This window comes from Pseudomonas weihenstephanensis, assembly GCF_016812185.1.
Taxonomy (GTDB): Bacteria; Pseudomonadota; Gammaproteobacteria; order Pseudomonadales; family Pseudomonadaceae; genus Aquipseudomonas; species Aquipseudomonas weihenstephanensis.
The window spans coordinates 461720-478277 of record NZ_JAAEBV010000002.1 but is presented as its reverse complement, the minus strand read 5'-3'; the positions used below and the strand labels follow the sequence as shown (position 1 = coordinate 478277).

Here is a 16558-nt window from a genome sequence, read left to right as displayed (position 1 = left end):
GGCTCCCCCTGACATGACCCACAGCACTGGCACCCTTTACATCGTTTCTGCCCCTTCGGGCGCAGGCAAGACCAGCCTGGTCAATGCGCTTACCGATCTCGACAAGCAAATTCGCGTTTCGGTTTCGCACACCACCCGGGCCATGCGCCCCGGTGAAGTGAACGGCGTGAACTATCACTTCGTCGAGCGCGAAGAGTTCGTGAAAATGATCGAGCACGGTGATTTTCTGGAGCGCGCCGAGGTGTTCGGCAACCTCTATGGCACCTCGCAAAGCCACTTGCTGCAGACCCTGGATGAAGGTCATGACCTGATTCTGGAAATCGACTGGCAAGGTGCTGAGCAGGTTCGCAAGTTGATGCCTCAGGCGCGTTCGATCTTTATCCTGCCGCCTAGCCAGCAAGCATTGCGTGAGCGTCTGGATAACCGCGGGCAGGACAGCGACGAAATCATTGATGGCCGTATGCGCGAAGCTGTGAGTGAAATGAGCCACTACGTCGAGTATGACTACCTGATCATCAATGATGATTTTGCGGTTGCGCTTGAGGATTTGAAGGCGATTTTTCGCGCCAATCGCTTGCAGCACAATCGTCAGCAGCAGCGTTATGGCAAGTTACTGGCCGAATTACTTGGCTAAAAGCTTCTTCCCAAAACCCCTGCAAGGGCTTTACATTGGCGCTTACAGAGGCTTTTGGGGCAGGGCTTGAAAAATCAGCGCTTCCCTAATGGCTGGTGATTTTTTAAACTGTTCAGTCCGCTCGCCCATCCGGGCAGCGCGCATATTGCATTTGCTACGAGGAAGACCATGGCCCGCGTAACCGTTGAAGACTGTCTAGAACACGTGGATAACCGCTTTGAGCTGGTCATGCTGTCTACCAAGCGTGCCCGTCAACTGGCCACCGGTGGTAAAGAGCCTCTGGTTCAGTGGGAAAACGACAAGCCTACCGTTGTTGCCCTGCGTGAAATCGCTGAAGGCCTGATGAGCTACGAGTTTATCGCCAACGCTGAAATCGTCGAAGACGAACCGCTGTTCGCAGCGTTCGAGGACGAGTCCAACGAGGCGAACTAAGCCTATGCCCGGTCGACGTAGCACGGCGAAGGGTTCACAGTTTTGGCAGGAGGCTCCCTCTTGCCGAGCATAGACGCCCTCGCCGATCGCTTGTCGGCGTACCTCGGCCCGGACCAGGTTAATCTGGTCCGCCGAGCGTACTACTACGCAGAACAAGCCCACGACGGCCAACGCCGACGTAGCGGCGAACCTTATGTCACGCATCCGCTGGCAGTCGCAAATATCCTTGCCGATATGCATATGGACCATCAAAGCCTGATGGCAGCCATGCTGCATGACGTGATCGAAGACACCGGTATTGCCAAGGAAGCGCTGGTTGCGCAGTTTGGCGAAACCGTGGCAGAACTGGTTGATGGTGTCAGCAAGCTGACCCAGATGAACTTCGAAACCAAAGCCGAAGCGCAAGCCGAAAACTTCCAGAAGATGGCCATGGCCATGGCGCGGGACATCCGCGTGATTTTGGTCAAGTTGGCTGACCGCCTGCACAACATGCGCACCCTCGAAGTGCTGTCCGGCGAAAAGCGCCGGCGGATTGCCAAGGAAACCCTGGAAATCTACGCGCCCATCGCCAATCGGCTGGGCATGCACAGCATTCGCATCGAATTCGAAGACCTCGGTTTCAAGGCGATGTACCCGATGCGCTCAGCGCGCATCTACCAGGCCGTCAAACGCGCCCGGGGCAATCGCAAAGAAATCGTCAACAAAATTGAAGAGTCGCTGAGCCACTGTCTAGCCATTGATGGCATTCAGGGCGAAGTCAGCGGGCGTCAAAAGCATATCTACGGCATCTACAAAAAGATGCGCGGCAAGCGCCGGGCTTTCAACGAGATCATGGACGTTTATGCGTTCCGCATCATCGTCGACAAGGTAGATACCTGCTACCGCGTGTTAGGCGCTGTGCATAATTTGTACAAGCCGCTGCCGGGCCGCTTCAAAGACTACATCGCGATTCCCAAAGCCAACGGCTATCAGTCGTTGCATACCACGCTGTTTGGCATGCATGGCGTACCGATCGAAATTCAGATCCGTACCCGTGAAATGGAAGAAATGGCCAACAACGGGATCGCGGCGCACTGGCTCTACAAATCCAGTGGCGATGAGCAGCACACCGGTACGCATGCCCGGGCGCGGCAATGGGTCAAGGGCGTGCTGGAAATGCAGCAACGCGCAGGTAACTCCCTCGAATTTATCGAAAGTGTGAAGATCGACCTGTTCCCGGACGAGGTCTATGTCTTCACGCCCAAGGGCCGGATCATGGAGCTGCCCAAAGGCTCCACGGCGGTCGACTTTGCTTACGCCGTACATACCGACGTCGGTAACAGTTGTATCGCCTGTCGGATCAATCGCCGTCTCGCACCGCTGTCCGAGCCGCTGCAAAGTGGCTCCACGGTCGAGATCGTCAGTGCTCCGGGTGCACGCCCTAACCCGGCCTGGCTCAACTTTGTGGTCACCGGTAAAGCCCGCACGCATATCCGTCACGCGCTCAAGTTGCAGCGTCGTTCCGAGTCCGTGAACCTGGGCGAGCGCCTGCTGAACAAAGTGCTCAACGGCTTCAACAGCTCGCTGGACAAAATTGCGCCCGAACGCGTTCAGGCCATGCTCAGCGAGTACCGCCTGGAGCACATTGAAGATCTGCTGGAAGACATCGGCCTGGGTAACCGCATGGCCTATGTGGTCGCCCGCCGCTTGATGGGTGAAGGTGAGCAATTGCCAAGCCCCGAAGGTCCGTTGGCCATTCGCGGTACCGAGGGCCTGGTGCTCAGTTATGCCAAATGCTGCACGCCTATTCCGGGCGATCCGATTGTGGGTCACCTGTCGGCGGGCAAAGGGATGGTTGTGCATTTGGACAACTGCCGCAATATCAGTGAAATCCGCCACAACCCCGAAAAATGCATCCAGCTTTCGTGGGCCAAAGACGTTACCGGCGAATTTAACGTCGAGTTGCGCGTCGAGCTGGAACACCAGCGTGGCTTGATTGCGCTGCTGGCCAGCAGCGTGAACGCCGCCGACGGCAACATCGAGAAGATCAGCATGGACGAACGCGATGGTCGTATCAGCGTGGTCCAACTGGTGGTCAGCGTGCACGATCGTGTGCATCTGGCCCGCGTGATCAAAAAACTGCGTGCCCTTACCGGGGTTATCCGCATCACTCGGATGCGTGCATAGGCCGTTACAAATGGCCATTACAAGGAGTCACACATGACCAAGACTGTTATCACCAGCGACAAAGCACCTGCTGCCATCGGTACTTATTCCCAAGCGATCAAAGCTGGCAATACCGTCTACATGTCCGGTCAAATCCCGCTGGACCCAAAAACCATGGAGCTGGTTGAAGGCTTTGAAGCCCAGACCATCCAGGTATTTGAAAACCTGAAGTCGGTAGCTGAGGCCGCGGGTGGTTCGTTCAAAGATATCGTCAAGCTGAACATCTTCCTGACCGACCTTAGCCATTTCGCCAAGGTTAACGAGATCATGGGCACCTACTTTGAGCAGCCGTACCCGGCGCGTGCAGCCATTGGCGTAGCAGCCCTGCCAAAGGGTTCGCAGGTTGAGATGGACGCGATTCTGGTCATCGAGTAACACCCTCGGCGCAGCGTCTTCATGCTGCGCCAACCCTCGCTTTTCCCCGTTTTAAAAGGATTCCACTATGCGCAAAGCGCTAGTCTTGTCACTGCTCACCGTTTTTCTGGGTGGCTGTGCCAGCGAACCCGCCCACCGCGATATCAGTGGTATCTGGATCAACCAAGCAGCGATTGATGCGGCGGCCAAAGGTGGCAACCTGCGTGAAGCGTTGCTGGCGTATGGCCCTAACCTTGAGTGGGACATCGACACTCAAACTGCTCAAGCCCGCTACACCAATGGCTTTGAGCGGGTGGAGGGCAAGCTGCAACCCGAAGACAAGGGCGTGTGGCAAGTCGACTTCTATGGCAGTTCGGCAACGGCTTTGAGCCTTGCAGGCGAAGAGCTGGTACAAGCGGCGGCAGACGCCGATCCTCAACAGGTATTTGCCCGCTCGTCAGTAAATGTGGCGGCGCAAGACCCGCTGGGCACCAGCTTTGAAAAAGCCCTCAAAACGGCTTACTTGGGTGGCCAATGGCGTATTGCCGAGGGTGCAGGCCAAGGCACCAACGTGACCTTTTTGGCTGGCGGGCAGCTCAAGGGCTTGCCGGGCATGAACGCCTACGCCCTGTGCCTGGCAGGTGATTGTGCGTCGATGAGCGGCGAATACGACAGCCTTTGGCTCCAGCAAGGTGAGACCGGTGCGGCTCACATCTTTGTGCGCAATGGCAAACAGCTCGAAATTTTTGAAGCGCTGGATGCCTCTCAGCCAGACGAAATGCCTCAGTTGTACCCCGGCAAGCGCGAATGGGTGCTTGAGAAGCAGCACTGATCACGCCCAACGCCCCGCAGGCTGCGAGCCTTTAAGGTCAAAAGCGCGCAGCCTTCGCCAGTTCCTGCGTACTCAGTGTGCTTTGCCAGGCTGCCCCGCCAAAATCGCCGCATAACCTTCGCGATAGCTTGGGTAGCGCGGCTCCCATCCCAGGGCCTTGGCGCGTGCATTGCTGCAACGCTTGCTCCCCGCCCGCCTTACGCTTGCCTCTTCAGACCACTCGGTCACGCCCAATTGCTCACGGAGCCAGTTCACAACCTCTGACAATGGCGCGGGAGTATCGTCGACCCCGATATAGCAGTCCTCCAACGTTTTGCCGTGTTGATGAGCCTCAAGCAGATAGGCCAGCAGTCCACCCGCGTCATCGGCGTGGATGCGGTTGCCATAAAGAGGCGGTTCAACAGCCACGCGATAGCCTTTGCGTACCTGCCCCAGCAGCCACTCCCGGCCAGGTCCGTAGATCCCGGTCAAGCGCACTACGCTGGCGGGAATGCCGCTGTTCAAGGCGATCTGCTCCGCGTCCAGCATGATGCGCCCCGAGTAATTGGTAGCCTCGGCCGGTGAGGTTTCATCGACCCACTCACCTGCCTGCTGCACATAAACACCGCTGCTGGAAACGAACAGCAGGTGCTTGGGTTGTTGATTGTGTTGCTTGAGCCAGCTGAGCGTGCGTTTGAGCGCATCGACATACGCGGCTTGGTAACCCGCTTCGTCGTGCTCGGTGGCGGCGACGCTGTACACCACATAGTCGATTGGGCCCGTGGGCCATTGCGCCGGGCACGGGTCTTTAAACAGGTCGGCCGCGACGCCATTCACGCCTTCAGGCAGTTGATCGATGGATCGCCTTAATCCGTAAACCTTCCATTCGTCCTTCAGTAACTGAGTGGCGAGTCGACTTCCGACATCGCCACAACCGACGATCAAGACAGAGGCGTTGGGCATCTCAAACTCCTAATGAAAAGCTGCAAAGCGGCCAAAAAAGGTCAGACGTTGGTCGTGACCTGGGAAAAAAACAGGTGCTATTGCTTTTGTTAACAAGAATTACTTGCAATAATAACGCATCATTTGTCCTTGGTCTTACACCCGTTGTAGGGCAAAACCTCAAAACTTCTCAGGTCCGGCTAGCATGACACGCAATCATTCCACCGCTTCGCCAACCCAGCTGTTGAGCCCTGCACGCCTTTGGCGTGGTGTGGCGGCGCTGATGTTCAGCCTGTTGCTTGCTCCGGCTGCGGCATTTGCCGATGAGCCCGCGAACGCTGCCGTACCTCCTGCAACCGTTACTGCTGCTGCCGCTGATGCCTCCGCGCCTGTTCCAGCGCCGGGTGCTACAGATCCAGCCCAAGCTGAGGGTGTGGTTGCCCCTGCGGATGACGCACCACAAATCGTCGCAGAAGAAGACAACAGCCTGGGCATGGCCCATGACCTGTCGCCGTGGGGCATGTACAAAAACGCCGACATCATCGTCAAAATTGTCATGATCGGTTTGGCAATCGCTTCGATCATCACTTGGACCATCTGGATCGCCAAAGGCTTCGAAGTGCTGGGCGCCAAGCGTCGTCTGCGCTCCGAAATCGCCAGCCTGAAAAAAGCCCGCACCCTTAAAGAGGCCAGCGAATCGGCCACTAAAGAGGGCACGCTGGCTCACCTGCTGGTGCAAGACGCCCTTGAAGAGATGCGTCTGTCGGCCAATAGCCGTGAAAAAGAAGGCATTAAAGAGCGCGTCAGCTTCCGTCTTGAGCGTCTGGTTGCGGCTTGCGGTCGCAACATGAGCAGCGGCACAGGCGTGTTGGCCACCATTGGTTCGACAGCGCCGTTCGTGGGTCTGTTCGGCACCGTGTGGGGCATCATGAACAGCTTTATCGGCATCGCCAAAACCCAAACCACTAACCTGGCCGTTGTGGCGCCGGGTATTGCCGAGGCGCTGTTGGCCACGGCATTGGGTCTGGTAGCGGCGATCCCTGCGGTTGTGATTTACAACGTTTTTGCCCGCTCCATCACCGGCTACAAAGCTCAGGTGGCGGACGCATCGGCTGAAGTGTTGCTGCTGGTTAGCCGTGACCTCGATCACCTGCCGCCTGAGCGCAGCTCGCAACCGCACATGGTGAAAGTGGGGTAATCGGCCATGGGCCTGCATTTAAAAGAAGGCGCAGACGACGATCTGGCCGAGAACCACGAAATTAACGTCACCCCCTTTATCGACGTAATGCTGGTACTGCTGATCATCTTCATGGTGGCCGCACCGCTGGCCACCGTGGATATCAAGGTTGACCTGCCCGCGTCCAGCGCCAAACCGGCGCCGCGCCCCGAGAAACCGGTGTTCCTTAGCGTCAAGGCGGATCAGCGCCTGTACCTGGGCGATGATCCCGTCACCGTTGAAGCGTTGGGCCCGACTCTGGACGCCCGTACGCATAACAACAAAGACACGACGATCTTCTTCCAGGCCGACAAGGGTGTGGACTACGGTGACTTGATGAGCGTCATGGATGCATTGCGCGCAGCCGGTTACTTGAAGGTCGGGTTGGTCGGACTTGAGACGGCAGCCAAGAAATGACCATAGCGCGCCAAAAGATGACGCGTTACGCAACCAGCCTGGCCGTGGTGTTGGGTGTCCATGCAGTGGCGGTAATTCTCGCCCTGCAATGGTCTAACCCGCGCGCAATCGAACTTCCGCCCCAGGCGATGATGGTCGATCTCGCGCCGCTGCCGGCACCGCCTCCTCCTGCTCCGCCGAAAGTGGTAACGCCACCACAACCGCCGGCGCCCGTAGAAGAGTTGCCGATCCCCAAGCTGGCCGAAGCGCCCAAGCCGAAGATTTCTGTTCCCAAGCCGGTCAAACCCAAGCAAAAGCCTCAACCGCCCAAGCCTGTGGAAAAACCTGACCCGGTCAAAGAGAAACCTTCAGAAGAGAAACCGAGCGACGCGACGCCGACCAAGGCGCCCAGCGAGAAGTCCGCCGCACCGGCCCTTAGCCCTTCGGCGCAACAACTGGCAGCCAAAGCCAGTTGGGAAGGCGCTTTACTGGCTCACCTGGGCAAGTACAAAAAGTACCCGGCTGCGGCTCAATCGCGGGGCAAGGAAGGTCTGAACCGTCTGCGCTTTGTGGTCGATGCGCAAGGCAAGGTGCTGTCCTACGAATTGGTCGGGCGCTCAGGCAATGCTGATCTGGACCGGGCCACCCTGGAAATGATCCGTCGGGCACAACCTCTGCCCAAGCCTCCGGCTGACATGCTGACCAATGGCAGCATCGAGATCGTGGCACCCTTCGTGTATTCCATCGATAAACGTCGACGCTGACAGCAGAAAGGGCACCGTAAGGTGCCTTTTTTGCACCTGCTGTATAGATAAAAACCGGCAAACGCGTGATTAGCGACTGTAGCTCTGTGGGTAATGTCTGATAACGTGCGTCTATCGATTGCAGCCGTTATGCTTCGGCCCGCAGCCTTATGGACGCCCGCTATGACCCTTACAGAATTGCGCTACATCGTTACGCTTGCCCAAGAGCAGCACTTCGGCCACGCGGCCGAGCGTTGCCACGTCAGCCAGCCGACCCTGTCGGTGGGCGTGAAAAAACTGGAAGACGAACTCGGTGTGCTGATTTTTGAGCGCAGCAAAAGTGCCGTGCGCCTGACGCCTGTCGGTGAGGGCATTGTTGCCCAGGCCCAGAAGGTACTGGAGCAAGCTCAAGGCATCCGTGAATTGGCGCAGGCGGGCAAAAACCAGCTCACCGCACCGCTCAAGGTCGGCGCGATCTACACCGTAGGTCCTTACCTGTTCCCGCATCTGATTCCACAACTGCATCGGGTTGCCCCGCAAATGCCGTTGTACATCGAAGAAAACTTCACTCACATCCTGCGCGACAAGCTGCGTAACGGTGAGCTGGATGCGATCATCATCGCCCTGCCGTTCCATGAGGCTGATGTGCTGACCCTGCCGCTCTACGACGAGCCGTTCTACGTGCTGATGCCGAGCGAGCACCCGTGGACCAAAAAAGACACCATCGACGCCAGCCTGCTCAACGACAAGAGCTTGCTGTTGCTGGGTGAAGGTCACTGCTTCCGCGATCAGGTGCTTGAGGCGTGCCCGACCCTGACCAAGGGCAATGACGGCGCCAAGCACACCACGGTCGAATCCAGCTCACTGGAAACCATCCGGCACATGGTGGCTTCAGGCCTGGGCATCTCGATCCTGCCGCTCTCTGCTGTCGACAGTCACCATTATTCCCCCGGTGTGCTGGCCGTACGCCCGCTGACCCCGCCAGTGCCGTTCCGCACGGTGGCGATTGCATGGCGCGCCAGCTTCCCTCGGCCTAAAGCGATTGAGATCCTCGCGGACTCGATCCGTCTATGCTCGGTGGCCAAGCCGCCTGCGGCGACGTAAGAACTGTTATGACCGAGTTGTCGAATGTGCCGGTCACGGCGCTTAAGGGCGTGGGAGAGGCGATGGCCGAGAAATTGGCCAAAGTCGGGCTGGAAACCGTGCAAGACGTGCTGTTTCATTTGCCGTTGCGCTACCAGGACCGCACCCGCGTTGTGCCGATCGGCGCGTTACGCCCCGGTCAGGATGCGGTGGTCGAAGGGCGGGTGATTGGCACCGATGTGGTCATGGGCAAGCGACGCAGCTTGCTGGTGCGCATCAATGACGGCACGGGTGGCCTGAGCCTGCGTTTCTACCACTTCAGTAATGCGCAAAAGGAAAGCCTGAAGCGCGGCACTGAAGTGCGTTGCTATGGCGAAGCGCGTCCCGGCGCCTCGGGGCTGGAAATCTACCACCCGGAGTACCGTGCCATTACGGGCGATGAGCCACCGCCGGTCGACACCACGCTGACCCCGATCTACCCCACCACTGAAGGTCTGACTCAGCAGCGCTTGCGCCAACTGAGCCTGCAAAGCCTGGCGATGTTGGGGCCACGCAGCCTGCCGGACTGGTTGCCGCGCGAGCTGGCCAAAGACTATCAACTGGCACCTTTGGATGAGGCGATTCGCTATCTGCACCAGCCACCGGCCGATGCAGACGTGGAAGAACTCGCCTTGGGCCATCACTGGGCACAGCACCGCCTGGCATTTGAAGAACTGCTGACCCATCAGCTGTCTCAGCAGCGTTTGCGCGAAAGCTTGCGCTCTCAACGGGCGCCCGCCCTGGCTAAAGCTCAAACGTTGCCTGAGCAGTTCCTGCGCAACTTGGGCTTTTCCCCGACCGGGGCGCAAGTGCGTGTCGGCAACGAAATTGCCTACGATCTCAGTCAGCCCGAGCCTATGTTGCGCCTGATTCAAGGGGATGTTGGTTCGGGTAAAACGGTGGTGGCGGCGATGGCCGCCTTGCAGGCGCTGGAGGCGGGTTATCAAGTGGCGCTGATGGCGCCCACCGAAATCCTCGCCGAGCAGCACTTCATCAGCTTCAAGCGCTGGCTGGAACCGTTGGGGCTTGAGGTGGCATGGCTGGCGGGCAAACTTAAAGGTAAGGCGCGTATCTCTGCACTCGAGCACATCGCCAACGGCGCGCCGATGGTGGTGGGCACTCACGCCTTGTTTCAGGATCAAGTGCAGTTCAAGCGCCTGGCGCTGGTCATCATCGACGAGCAGCACCGTTTCGGTGTGCAACAGCGCCTGGCCCTGCGTAATAAAGGCGTGGGCGGAGTCATGTGCCCGCATCAATTGATCATGACCGCCACGCCGATCCCGCGCACCCTGGCCATGAGTGCCTACGCCGACCTCGACACCTCGATCCTCGACGAACTGCCGCCAGGCCGAACCCCGGTTAACACGGTGCTGGTGGTCGATACGCGGCGTTTCGAAGTCATAGAGCGAGTGCGTGCGGCCTGTGCCGAAGGGCGTCAGGCGTACTGGGTGTGCACGCTGATTGAAGAGTCTGAAGAGCTGACCTGTCAGGCGGCTGAAACCACCTTTGAAGACCTCTCCAGCGCCTTGGGTGAATTGCGCGTCGGGTTGATACACGGGCGCATGAAAGCCGCTGAAAAGGCTGAGGTCATGGCCCTGTTCAAAGCCGGCGAGTTGCAATTGCTGATTGCCACTACGGTGATTGAAGTCGGCGTGGACGTGCCCAATGCCAGCCTGATGATCATCGAAAACCCCGAACGACTGGGCTTGTCGCAGTTGCACCAATTGCGCGGACGCGTCGGTCGAGGCAGCGCGGTGAGCCATTGCGTGCTGCTGTATCACCCGCCGCTGTCGCAAATTGGCCGTCAGCGTTTGGGCATCATGCGCGAGACCAACGATGGCTTCGTCATCGCCGAAAAAGACCTCGAACTGCGCGGCCCCGGCGAAATGCTGGGCACCCGGCAAACCGGGCTTTTGCAGTTTAAAGTTGCCGATTTGATGCGTGACGCCGACCTGCTTCCTGCTGTTCGCGACGCGGCACAAGCCCTGCTGGAACGCTGGCCCACCCACGTCAGCCCTTTGCTGGACCGCTGGCTGCGCCACGGTCAGCAATACGGGCAGGTTTAAAGGCGCGTTCAGTAAATAGATCAGCGGCCGATTAACTGTCTGATTACCACATTTGAGTTGTAAGAACCGGACACACACCATGACTGAAGTTGCCAGCGCCCCAACTGTTCCGCACACGCCGTCGGTTATTCGACAGCTGCTTGGCGAGTTGGCCATCCCGTACCGGGAAGTCATTGACCACCCCGGTCTTAACCCCGCACGCAAAGTTCAAGCCGCGTTGCTCGACGACACGGTCGGCGCGCTCATGGTGCTGTTTCCGCAGAGTCACTTGCTTGACCTCAATCGTCTGGCCGAGCTGATCGGGCGGCGCATGACGGCTGTCGCCCCCGTCCACCTTGAGCGCATGCTCGGCAAGCATGAGCTGACGCTGCTGCCAGGCTTGCCAGCTCTCACCAGTTCGCCTTGCCTGTATGAAGAACAGCTGCTGCAACAGCCCTTGCTGTTGATTAACGCCGGTGAGCCGGGGCTGTTGCTGGAGATTTCTCAAGAACACTTCAAAAGCATGCTGACCAAGGCCAGCGCAGGGCGTTTTGCCGAGCCGCTGGAAGCCATCAAGCTCAATCTGGACCGCCCGGATGAAGACGGTGAAGCCATCACCCAAGCGGTGCACGCGTTTACTGCGCGCCGTATTCAGCAGCGTCTTGAAGCGACAATCGAAATCCCGCCGTTGGCCGAAACCGCACGCAAAATCATCCGCCTGCGCGTAGACCCCAACGCCACCATCGACGACATCACCGGTGTTGTCGAAACGGACCCGGCGCTGGCGGCACAAGTCATGAGTTGGGCGGCGTCACCGTACTACGCCTCGCCGGGCAAGATCCGTTCTGTTGAAGACGCGATCGTGCGCGTACTGGGCTTTGATCTGGTGATTAACCTGGCACTGGGGCTGGCGCTGGGTAAAACCCTGAGCCTGCCCAAGGATCACCCGCAATCGAGCACGCCTTACTGGCAGCAGTCGATTTACACCGCGGCGGTCATTGAGGGGCTGACCCGTGCCATGCCCCGGGCCGAACGCCCTGAAACCGGTCTGACGTACCTGGCGGGGCTGCTGCACAATTTTGGCTATCTGCTGTTGGCCCACGTGTTTCCGCCGCACTTCTCGCTGATTTGCCGTCACCTTGAAGTCAACCCGCATGTCAGTCACAGCATGGTTGAACAGCATTTGCTGGGTATTACCCGTGAGCAAATCGGCGCCTGGCTGATGCGCTATTGGGACATGCCGGACGAACTGGCGGCGGCCCTGCGGTTTCAACATGACCCGCTCTATGCGGGCGAACATGCGCAGTACCCCAATCTGGTGTGCGTGGCGGTGGGGCTGCTGCGCAGCCGTGGCATTGGGCACGGCTCGTACGACCCGTTGCCTGACGCGCTGTTTGAAAGCCTGGGCGTCACTCGCGAAAAAGCCGAAGACGTCGTCAGCAAAGTGCTGGAGGCCGAGGTGTTGTTGCGTGAGCTGGCCGCCCAATTCGGTCAGGCCTGACCTACGGGGCAAGGTTGGCCGAAGAGCAGCGCGCAGCGCTACCCCCTCCTCGTAGAGGCTGGCAAAGGCTGTCTCGGTCGTTGTCCGGCTTTAAGCCTTTGGTTTTTTACGTGGTTTCAGGTACTTGGTCAGTCCCTGGAACCAGATCACCAGTGCAGGGTTGCCCTTGATCTGGATCGACTTGTCCTGAATCCCGGTCATGAACGCCAGTTGTTTGTTCTTGGCCTGCATGGTCGCGAAACCGTAGGCTGCATCTTTGAAAGCGATAGCAAACGCAGGCTCGGGGTATAGCCCTGAGTGGCTGGTGATGCGCTGGTTTTTGACTTTGAAGTGACGGGCGACGCTGCCGTCCAGGGTTTGCAGCTGGAACACCAGGTCTTTGTCGACCAGTTGTTGGGCAAACGCCGGGTTTTTTCGGCTGGCCCTGCTCATCATGAAGCCCAGCATCCAGAGCAGAAAACGAAATTTCATGTACGCGGCCTCAAGAGAAAAATAAATGGCCGGCGCAGTGTAACGATTTGTTCAAAGAACGCCATATATCTGCATGGATAGGCGTAGATGGGGGGCGTTTTGCCACTTATGGCCGCACGATTGTCCTGTCGCTATCAAGAATGGGCCGCCAGCCGGGCCAGCTTGCCCATTCTTCAAGGCCTCATGTGACTAAAGGCCGGTGTGTCACTAAGGGTTGACGCTGTCTTTCAAGAACTTGCCCGGCTTGAACGCAACGGTGTTGCTGGCCTTGATCGTGACTGGCTGACCCGTTTGTGGGTTTTGGCCGGTGCGGGCACCGCGGTGGCGTTGAACAAAGGTGCCGAAGCCAACCAGTGTGACGCTGTCTTTGCGATGCAGGGCTTGGGTGATTTCTTCGAGCACGGCATTGAGCACGCGGCTGGCTTGCTCTTTGGTGAGGTCAGCCTTTTCCGCGATAGCGGCGGCGAGATCGGGTTTACGCATGATGAAGCCTCTTTGACGGTTTTTTGTTGTTATGTCCGTGCTGCTCTCCAGGGAGCAACGCCTAAGGCGCCGCAGGCTCTACTCTGCGGCAGACCGGTGTGAGAATGGCATGCGGCCAAGGCCGGCGCCAGCTTCGATCCGGCCTTTGTTGAGCCAAGGCAAAGGCATATGCGACAGAGTTGCCAGTGTTTACGCCAAAAGTGCGGGCAGCTCTTTGTTGAGGGCGAGTTTTTCGCGGACGGCCTCGCCGGTCAGTGCATAACCTAGCAATTTGCCATCTGCGTCGCGGCACACCGCCTTGATGTCTGGGCCGCTGCCTTCGACCGACCAAACGCCCTCATACCCTGGGGGTACAGGCGACACCACCAACGGGCACACCGGTGTTTTTACCGTGATGGGCATGGCGCCATAGCTGACAGCAGTCGGGTTGCCAGCCAGGGTTTTGGCCAGTGCGCGGGCGCAGCTCATCAGCGGCATGACATACAGCAAACTCAGGCCCTCAACCTGTGCGCAGTCACCCAGCGCAAAAATGTTGGCGTGGGAGGTCTTGAGCAGGCGGTCCACTTCAATCCCGCGATTGACCCGAATCCCGGCCGCGGCGGCCAAATCTGTCCGTGGGCGCAAGCCAATGGCTGACACCACGACGTCACAACGTAGGACGCTACCATCAGACAAATGCGCTTCAACCCCGTCCGCACTGTGTTGCAGACGCGTGAGTATCGGGCCTAGATGCAAGCGTGCGCCGATACCTTCAAGGGCGGTTTGCACCGCTGCTGCTGCCGCAGGATGTAATAACGTGGGCATGACTTGCTCGCACGGGGCGACCAGATCCACGTCATAGCCGCCTGCGATCAGGTCATTGGCAAACTCGCAGCCGATCAGGCCGGCCCCCAGTATCAGTACGCGGCGCTTGCCTGCGGCGGCGGTGCGAAAGCGTGCGTAATCTTCCAGGTCGTTGATGGGGTAAATAGCGTCCTGCGCATCGCCTTCCACGGTCACCTGCACCGTTTGCGCGCCCCACGCCAGAATCAGGTCGCGATACGGCACGGCTTCTTCACCGATCCACAACTGCTTGTGGCCGGGATCAATCCCGCTGATGCGCGTGTGGGTGCGCACTTGGGCGTTCAGTTGCTCAGCCATCGCTCCGGGGCTGGCCATGCTCAGGCCGTCGGCGTCTTTGTTTTTACCGAAACCGGTGGACAGCATGGGTTTGGAGTAGGAACGCCCGTCATCGGCGGTGATCAACAGCAGCGGCGTTTCGCTGTCCAGCTTGCGAAATTCCCGGGCCAGGTTGTAGCCAGCCAGCCCGGTGCCAACGATCACGACAGGTGCGTTCATTCCAATCTCCCTAAAGGCGAAACTCAAAAAGGTATCAGTTGATTTCGATCATTTCGAAATCCATTTTGCCTACGCCGCAGTCTGGGCACAGCCAGTCTTCGGGCACGTCCTGCCACAGCGTGCCGGGGGCGATGCCATCATCCGGCCAGCCATCGGCTTCGTTATAAATCAGTCCACATACGATGCATTGCCACTTTTTCATGGGGGGTATTTCCTTGGGTTCAGGCTTTGGCGAGGGCACAGACTTTTGCAGTGACGCTGTGTCGCTCGTCGAGTTCAGGGCGTTTTGTACGGATCAAAACCGGTAGATGCAAGCGAGATTGCAGCCAATCGGCACTCAAGCGCTCATTCGGGAGGCAGCGTGATAAGCTCGGCGCCCTCAATGGCTGCCAATTATGACCGACTGTGCCGCACATGACTTCCCCGTTGATCTCCCCCGTCTGGCGTGAACAAAGCCGCCTTCCTGCGTTGCCCGACGAACACACCCTAGACTGGTTGTTCGATCAAGGCTCGTTGACCCTTCGTCTCACAGCCCTTTCTGACGATAACTTCAGTGTCTTGCCTTTGTTTGAAGGCTGGCAGACCTTGCGCGAGGACGAATGCGCCGCGCTCGACCTGCCTGGCAACAGCCGGGGCTGGGTGCGCGAAGTGTATTTGTGTGGGCACCAGCAGCCCTGGGTGTTTGCGCGCAGCGTAGCGTGCCAAAGCGCACTTGAAGCGGGCGGCTTGCACATGGACGAGCTGGGCACGCGTTCATTGGGGCAATTGCTGTTCAGCGATCAGGCGTTTAAGCGCGGCGCGTTGCAGGTGTGCCATTACCCGCGCGAGTGGCTGCCCCAGGCCGATCAGGTCGATACGCTCTGGGCGCGACGGTCGCGCTTTGTACGAGGAGAGCTGAGCGTGCTGGTGGCTGAGGTGTTTTTACCCAAACTGTGGGCCGCCGTGAGTGCCCGGTCGGAGAACAACTGATGTACGTGCGTCTGCTTAAATCACTCAACCGTTTGAACCCTCGCGCATGGGACTTTATTCAGTTAACGCGCATGGACAAGCCCATCGGCATTTACCTGCTGTTGTGGCCGACCTTGTGGGCGCTGTGGGTTGCGGCCAAAGGTGTGCCGTCGCTGAGCAACCTGCTGATCTTCGTCTTCGGCGTGATCCTGACCCGCGCCGGTGGCTGTGTGATCAATGACTTTGCAGATCGCAAGGTCGATGGCCACGTCAAACGCACAGAACAACGGCCGTTGGTGAGCGGAAAAATCAGCGGCAAAGAAGCGTTGGTGTTTTTTGCCGTGCTAATGGGGATCAGCTTCCTGCTGGTGCTGTGCACCAATGCGCCTACGATCTGGCTGTCATTCGGCGGTTTGGCGTTGGCCGCCAGCTACCCGTTCATGAAGCGTTACACCTACTACCCGCAAGTGGTGCTGGGCGCAGCCTTCTCGTGGGGCATGCCGATGGCGTTTACCGCCGAGACGGGCAGCCTGCCAGCGGCGGCGTGGTTGCTGTACATCGCCAACCTGCTGTGGACGGTGGCGTACGACACCTACTACGCCATGACGGACCGCGAGGACGATCTGAAAATCGGGGTTAAGTCGACCGCTATCCTGTTTGGCGACGCAGACCGGGTGATCAACCTCAGCCTGCAAGGGTTGGCGCTGGGTTGTCTGTGGCTGGCCGGCACCCAGTTTGAACTGGGTGACTGGTTCCATATGGGGCTGCTGGTGGCAGCGGGCTGCTTCGTGTGGGAATTCTGGTACACCCGCGACCGCGATCCACAACGCTGCTTCAAGGCCTTCTTGCACAACCATTGGGCGGGTTTGGCGATCTTTGTCGGCATCGTCCTCAACTACGCGTTGGCGTGATCCCAC

The 16558-nt window shown here is 58.8% G+C and carries 18 protein-coding genes; 13 read left to right on the top strand and 5 right to left on the bottom strand.

Annotated elements, in window-relative coordinates:
* Window positions 1-13 precede the first annotated feature (13 nt).
* The 5 genes from gmk (at window position 14) to GYN01_RS09640 (ending at window position 4457) form a co-directional block, all read left to right on the top strand.
* On the top strand, window positions 14-634 hold the full coding sequence (gmk, locus tag GYN01_RS09660; protein ID WP_048363864.1) for a guanylate kinase: 621 nt from the start codon (window positions 14-16) through the stop codon (window positions 632-634).
* Window positions 635-802: 168 nt separating this feature from the next.
* Entirely contained in the window at window positions 803-1066 is a 264-nt protein-coding gene (gene rpoZ / locus GYN01_RS09655; RefSeq protein WP_016782707.1) for a DNA-directed RNA polymerase subunit omega, read from the top strand.
* 60 nt (window positions 1067-1126) lie between these two features.
* Complete coding sequence (gene spoT / locus GYN01_RS09650; protein WP_048363865.1) at window positions 1127-3232, top strand: bifunctional GTP diphosphokinase/guanosine-3',5'-bis pyrophosphate 3'-pyrophosphohydrolase; 2106 nt, start codon at window positions 1127-1129, stop codon at window positions 3230-3232.
* 33 nt (window positions 3233-3265) lie between these two features.
* Window positions 3266-3646 (top strand): RidA family protein, encoded by a 381-nt coding sequence (locus tag GYN01_RS09645; RefSeq protein ID WP_019828190.1) that lies wholly within the window; start codon window positions 3266-3268, stop codon window positions 3644-3646.
* Between the two features lie 67 nt (window positions 3647-3713).
* Window positions 3714-4457, top strand: a complete 744-nt coding sequence (locus GYN01_RS09640) for a hypothetical protein (RefSeq protein ID WP_203306945.1) — start codon at window positions 3714-3716, stop codon at window positions 4455-4457.
* 72 nt (window positions 4458-4529) lie between these two features.
* Here the strand turns inward: GYN01_RS09640 and GYN01_RS09635 are convergent, their stop codons facing one another.
* Window positions 4530-5399, bottom strand: a complete 870-nt coding sequence (locus GYN01_RS09635) for an SDR family oxidoreductase (RefSeq protein WP_048402076.1) — start codon at window positions 5397-5399, stop codon at window positions 4530-4532.
* A 184-nt stretch (window positions 5400-5583) separates the two neighbouring features.
* Between GYN01_RS09635 and exbB the strand changes: the two genes are divergently transcribed.
* The 6 genes from exbB (at window position 5584) to GYN01_RS09605 (ending at window position 12401) form a co-directional block, all read left to right on the top strand.
* Window positions 5584-6576 (top strand): tonB-system energizer ExbB, encoded by a 993-nt coding sequence (gene exbB / locus GYN01_RS09630; RefSeq protein ID WP_048363868.1) that lies wholly within the window; start codon window positions 5584-5586, stop codon window positions 6574-6576.
* 6 nt (window positions 6577-6582) lie between these two features.
* The gene (gene exbD / locus GYN01_RS09625; RefSeq protein WP_048363869.1) at window positions 6583-7011 is read left to right on the top strand and encodes a TonB system transport protein ExbD; all 429 of its coding nucleotides are present in this window, start codon (window positions 6583-6585) and stop codon (window positions 7009-7011) included.
* Window positions 7008-7754, top strand: coding sequence for a TonB family protein (locus GYN01_RS09620; protein ID WP_048363870.1), 747 nt, complete (start codon window positions 7008-7010; stop codon window positions 7752-7754). Before exbD ends, GYN01_RS09620 begins: the two co-directional genes overlap by 4 nt.
* A gap of 162 nt (window positions 7755-7916) precedes the next feature.
* Entirely contained in the window at window positions 7917-8837 is a 921-nt protein-coding gene (locus tag GYN01_RS09615; protein WP_048363871.1) for a hydrogen peroxide-inducible genes activator, read from the top strand.
* 8 nt (window positions 8838-8845) lie between these two features.
* Window positions 8846-10921, top strand: coding sequence for an ATP-dependent DNA helicase RecG (gene recG / locus GYN01_RS09610; RefSeq protein ID WP_048363872.1), 2076 nt, complete (start codon window positions 8846-8848; stop codon window positions 10919-10921).
* Window positions 10922-11000: 79 nt separating this feature from the next.
* Window positions 11001-12401, top strand: coding sequence for an aminoacyl-tRNA deacylase and HDOD domain-containing protein (locus GYN01_RS09605; protein WP_203306944.1), 1401 nt, complete (start codon window positions 11001-11003; stop codon window positions 12399-12401).
* Between the two features lie 90 nt (window positions 12402-12491).
* Here GYN01_RS09605 and GYN01_RS09600 read toward each other — a convergent pair whose 3' ends face one another.
* The 4 genes from GYN01_RS09600 to GYN01_RS09585 form a co-directional block, all read right to left on the bottom strand.
* A complete protein-coding gene (locus tag GYN01_RS09600; protein ID WP_048363874.1) occupies window positions 12492-12872 on the bottom strand; it encodes a hypothetical protein in 381 nt (126 codons plus the stop codon).
* A gap of 207 nt (window positions 12873-13079) precedes the next feature.
* Window positions 13080-13355 (bottom strand): HU family DNA-binding protein, encoded by a 276-nt coding sequence (locus tag GYN01_RS09595; RefSeq protein WP_048363875.1) that lies wholly within the window; start codon window positions 13353-13355, stop codon window positions 13080-13082.
* A gap of 189 nt (window positions 13356-13544) precedes the next feature.
* Window positions 13545-14693, bottom strand: coding sequence for an FAD-dependent oxidoreductase (locus GYN01_RS09590; RefSeq protein WP_048402074.1), 1149 nt, complete (start codon window positions 14691-14693; stop codon window positions 13545-13547).
* Window positions 14694-14727: 34 nt separating this feature from the next.
* Entirely contained in the window at window positions 14728-14895 is a 168-nt protein-coding gene (locus tag GYN01_RS09585) for a rubredoxin (protein WP_003437744.1), read from the bottom strand.
* A gap of 212 nt (window positions 14896-15107) precedes the next feature.
* Here GYN01_RS09585 and GYN01_RS09580 point away from each other — a divergent pair, with 212 nt between their 5' ends.
* The gene (locus tag GYN01_RS09580; RefSeq protein WP_173427006.1) at window positions 15108-15662 is read left to right on the top strand and encodes a chorismate--pyruvate lyase family protein; all 555 of its coding nucleotides are present in this window, start codon (window positions 15108-15110) and stop codon (window positions 15660-15662) included.
* Window positions 15662-16552: a 4-hydroxybenzoate octaprenyltransferase gene (gene ubiA, locus GYN01_RS09575; RefSeq protein ID WP_203306943.1), complete on the top strand. Its 891-nt coding sequence runs from the start codon at window positions 15662-15664 to the stop codon at window positions 16550-16552. Before GYN01_RS09580 ends, ubiA begins: the two co-directional genes overlap by 1 nt.
* The last annotated feature ends 6 nt before the right edge of the window (window positions 16553-16558 follow it).

Excerpts from the sequence above, each read along its gene's own strand:
- GYN01_RS09580 (WP_173427006.1), top strand. The coding sequence starts at position 15,108 with ATGACTTCCCCGTTGATCTCCCCCGTCTGGCGTGAACAAAGCCGCCTT.
- GYN01_RS09595 (WP_048363875.1), bottom strand. The coding sequence starts at position 13,355 with ATGCGTAAACCCGATCTCGCCGCCGCTATCGCGGAAAAGGCTGACCTC.
- GYN01_RS09615 (WP_048363871.1), top strand. The coding sequence starts at position 7,917 with ATGACCCTTACAGAATTGCGCTACATCGTTACGCTTGCCCAAGAGCAG.
- GYN01_RS09635 (WP_048402076.1), bottom strand. The coding sequence starts at position 5,399 with ATGCCCAACGCCTCTGTCTTGATCGTCGGTTGTGGCGATGTCGGAAGT.
- GYN01_RS09590 (WP_048402074.1), bottom strand. The coding sequence starts at position 14,693 with ATGAACGCACCTGTCGTGATCGTTGGCACCGGGCTGGCTGGCTACAAC.
- GYN01_RS09585 (WP_003437744.1), bottom strand. The coding sequence starts at position 14,895 with ATGAAAAAGTGGCAATGCATCGTATGTGGACTGATTTATAACGAAGCC.
- exbD (WP_048363869.1), top strand. The coding sequence starts at position 6,583 with ATGGGCCTGCATTTAAAAGAAGGCGCAGACGACGATCTGGCCGAGAAC.
- GYN01_RS09645 (WP_019828190.1), top strand. The coding sequence starts at position 3,266 with ATGACCAAGACTGTTATCACCAGCGACAAAGCACCTGCTGCCATCGGT.
- exbB (WP_048363868.1), top strand. The coding sequence starts at position 5,584 with ATGACACGCAATCATTCCACCGCTTCGCCAACCCAGCTGTTGAGCCCT.
- GYN01_RS09620 (WP_048363870.1), top strand. The coding sequence starts at position 7,008 with ATGACCATAGCGCGCCAAAAGATGACGCGTTACGCAACCAGCCTGGCC.
- GYN01_RS09605 (WP_203306944.1), top strand. The coding sequence starts at position 11,001 with ATGACTGAAGTTGCCAGCGCCCCAACTGTTCCGCACACGCCGTCGGTT.
- GYN01_RS09640 (WP_203306945.1), top strand. The coding sequence starts at position 3,714 with ATGCGCAAAGCGCTAGTCTTGTCACTGCTCACCGTTTTTCTGGGTGGC.
- ubiA (WP_203306943.1), top strand. The coding sequence starts at position 15,662 with ATGTACGTGCGTCTGCTTAAATCACTCAACCGTTTGAACCCTCGCGCA.
- rpoZ (WP_016782707.1), top strand. The coding sequence starts at position 803 with ATGGCCCGCGTAACCGTTGAAGACTGTCTAGAACACGTGGATAACCGC.
- recG (WP_048363872.1), top strand. The coding sequence starts at position 8,846 with ATGACCGAGTTGTCGAATGTGCCGGTCACGGCGCTTAAGGGCGTGGGA.
- GYN01_RS09600 (WP_048363874.1), bottom strand. The coding sequence starts at position 12,872 with ATGAAATTTCGTTTTCTGCTCTGGATGCTGGGCTTCATGATGAGCAGG.
- gmk (WP_048363864.1), top strand. The coding sequence starts at position 14 with ATGACCCACAGCACTGGCACCCTTTACATCGTTTCTGCCCCTTCGGGC.